The following is a 2,465-nucleotide window of genomic DNA, read 5'->3' on the forward strand; positions in this document are numbered from 1 at the left end:
CCGCCTCGCCCTGCGCGCAGACCTCAAGCAGATCCAGGCCGAGTTTGGCACCACCATGATCTACATCACCCATGACCAGGAGGAGGCCTTCGCCCTCTCCGACCGCGTCATGGTCATGCACGACGGTGCCATCGAGCAGCTGGGCACGCCCGAGGAACTGCTCTCCAACCCTGCAAGCGACTACATCCGCGCCTTCGTCATCGACAACCTCTCGAGGAAGATCGGCTCCCTCAAGAAGTTCATGCAGTTCGTGCAGTAGGTGGGGAGCATGGCAAACACCAACAAGCCGGCTGCTCGCCTCTCGGGCATGAGCGCCGCACGCATCCTGCTCGTGGTCTTCTTCGCCGTAGCCGTCATTGCCCCCGTGGTGGCGCTGCTGCTCCACCTTGCCTCACCGGGCGCCCTGGAGGTCTTCTCCACCCCGGCCTTTGCCACGGCGCTGGGCAACTCGGTTGTCTCATCGCTGCTCGGCACCGCCCTCTCGGTGGCGCTCGCGCTCGCCGCGGCCCTCACGCTCACCCGCACCAACGTGCCCTTCCGCAACGTCTGGGCCATCGTGCTCACCCTGCCCATGCTCATCCCGTCGATTGCCCACGGCATGGGCCTCGTCTATCTCTTTGGCTCCAACGGCATCGTCACGAACTTCCTGGGCACCAGCTGGAACATCTATGGCCTGCAGGGCATCGTCATGGGCGCGCTGCTCTACTCGTTCCCGCCGGCGTTCCTCATGCTCTACGACGCCCTGCGCTACGAGAACTGCCAGGTCTACGACGCGGCAGACATCATGGGCATCCCCAAGGCCTCGCAGTTTGCGCGCATCACGCTGCCCTACCTAGCCCGTCCGCTCGTCTCGACCGTCTTCGCCACCTTCACGCTCATCATCACAGACTACGGCGTGCCCATCATGGTGGGCGGCAAGTACTCCACCCTCTCGGTGCTCATGTACCAGGAGGTCATCGGCCGCCTCAACTTCAACTCGGGCGTGGCCATTGGCGTGGCGCTCATCCTCCCGGCCATCGTGGCCTTCGTGGTCGACCTTCTCACCAACGCCCAGGGCAACCTCGCCTTTAGCGTGCACCCCAAGCGCGTGGGCAAGAACGCCGGGCGCGACGCCGTGGGCTGGGTCCTGCTCATCGCGCTGGCCCTCTTCCTGGTGAGTCCGCTTGCGGCCTTCTCGGTCGTGGCGTTCGTGGTCAAGTACCCCATCACCATGACCCCCACGCTCGCCAACATCGACCGCGCTCTCGTCTTTGGCATGGACGAGTATTGGCTCAACTCCATCGTCATCGCCATCGCAGTGTCGGTACTGGGAGCCGCGGTGAGCTGGCTTGCGGCCTACGTATCGGCCCGCGCGCAGGGCAGGTTCGGGCGCGCCCTGCACCTCGTCTGCATCACCACGATGGCCATCCCCGGCATCGTCCTGGGCCTCGCCTACATGATGTTCTTCAAGGGCACGCCCCTTTACGGCACCATCGGCATCCTCATCATGGTGAATCTCGTGCACTTCTTCGCGAGCCCCTACCTCATGGCCTACAACGCCCTCAACAAGCTCAACGCGAGCCTCGAGGCCGTGGGCCAGACGCTGGGCATCCCGCGTCGTCGCATGATCCTCGACGTCTTCATCCCGCAGACCTCGGGCACCATCGTCGAGATGGCCTCGTACTTCTTCGTGAACTGCATGGTCACGATCAGCGCCGTGGCGTTCCTGGCGAACGTCTCGCACATGCCGCTGGCCCTGCTCATCTCGGACTTCGACACGCAGATGCTCGTCGAGTGCGCGGCCCTCGTCTCCATGGTGATCTTCGTGACCAACGTCGTCGCCAAGGTGGTCTTCGCCGCCATCAAGCGCGCGCTCGCAAAGTAGCTCTACTCTTCATCCGCTCATCAAAAATACGCACCCATCGGCCTTCTAGCACGTTATTTGGACGAGCGAACGGCCACGGCACGCCTATACTCATAAGGCACGATGCTGACATGCCGCCGGCCCTCGGGCTGGCGGCTTTTTAATGAAGAAAGGCCCCGCATGAGTTCCCGCGCCTCCCGCCTTGTACGCGCCCCGCACGCCATCGCAGGCGATGCCACGCGATTCGCCACCGCCCGCGCTGCACACCACACGCATGCCGTCGTCCGTCGCGCCACGCAACCCGCCGGCATATGCGCACCTCGCCACACGCGCGGCACGCGGCCCGCCGCACGCCTCGCACTCGCCGCGCTCGACGCGCTATTCCTCGCCGCCACGGCCACCTGCCTGTGGGGCGCCCTCGTGCGCCCGGCCCTCGCCTACGTCGACCCCTCGGTCATGACCTATACCATCCAGGCACTCGCCGGCGTGGCCGTGGCCCTCTCGGCGGTCCTGGGCGTCGTGTGGCGCCGCGCCCGCCGCTGGCTGCTGCGCGCCATGCACGTCGACGAGAATGCCGGCAAGGCCGTCGAGCCCACCGTCCACGCCCTCGACGCTGCCGAGA

The 2,465-nt window shown here is 65.6% G+C and carries 1 protein-coding gene and 2 pseudogenes; all 3 read left to right on the top strand.

Features of this window, described 5'->3' with window-relative positions; all coding sequences use genetic code 11:
* Positions 1 to 259 (top strand): annotated as a pseudogene (locus tag AC1VTH_RS07880) (hypothetical protein); the annotation flags it as partial.
* A 9-nt stretch (positions 260 to 268) separates the two neighbouring features.
* Positions 269 to 1,864 carry an ABC transporter permease subunit gene (locus AC1VTH_RS07885; RefSeq protein WP_481335605.1) on the top strand — a complete coding sequence of 532 codons (1,596 nt, stop codon included), beginning with the start codon at positions 269 to 271 and terminating at the stop codon, positions 1,862 to 1,864.
* A gap of 159 nt (positions 1,865 to 2,023) precedes the next feature.
* Positions 2,024 to 2,465, top strand: a pseudogene (locus AC1VTH_RS07890) (hypothetical protein); the annotation flags it as partial.

This window comes from Parolsenella sp. (genome assembly GCF_982402205.1).

Excerpts from the sequence above, each read along its gene's own strand:
- AC1VTH_RS07885 (WP_481335605.1), top strand. The coding sequence starts at position 269 with ATGGCAAACACCAACAAGCCGGCTGCTCGCCTCTCGGGCATGAGCGCC.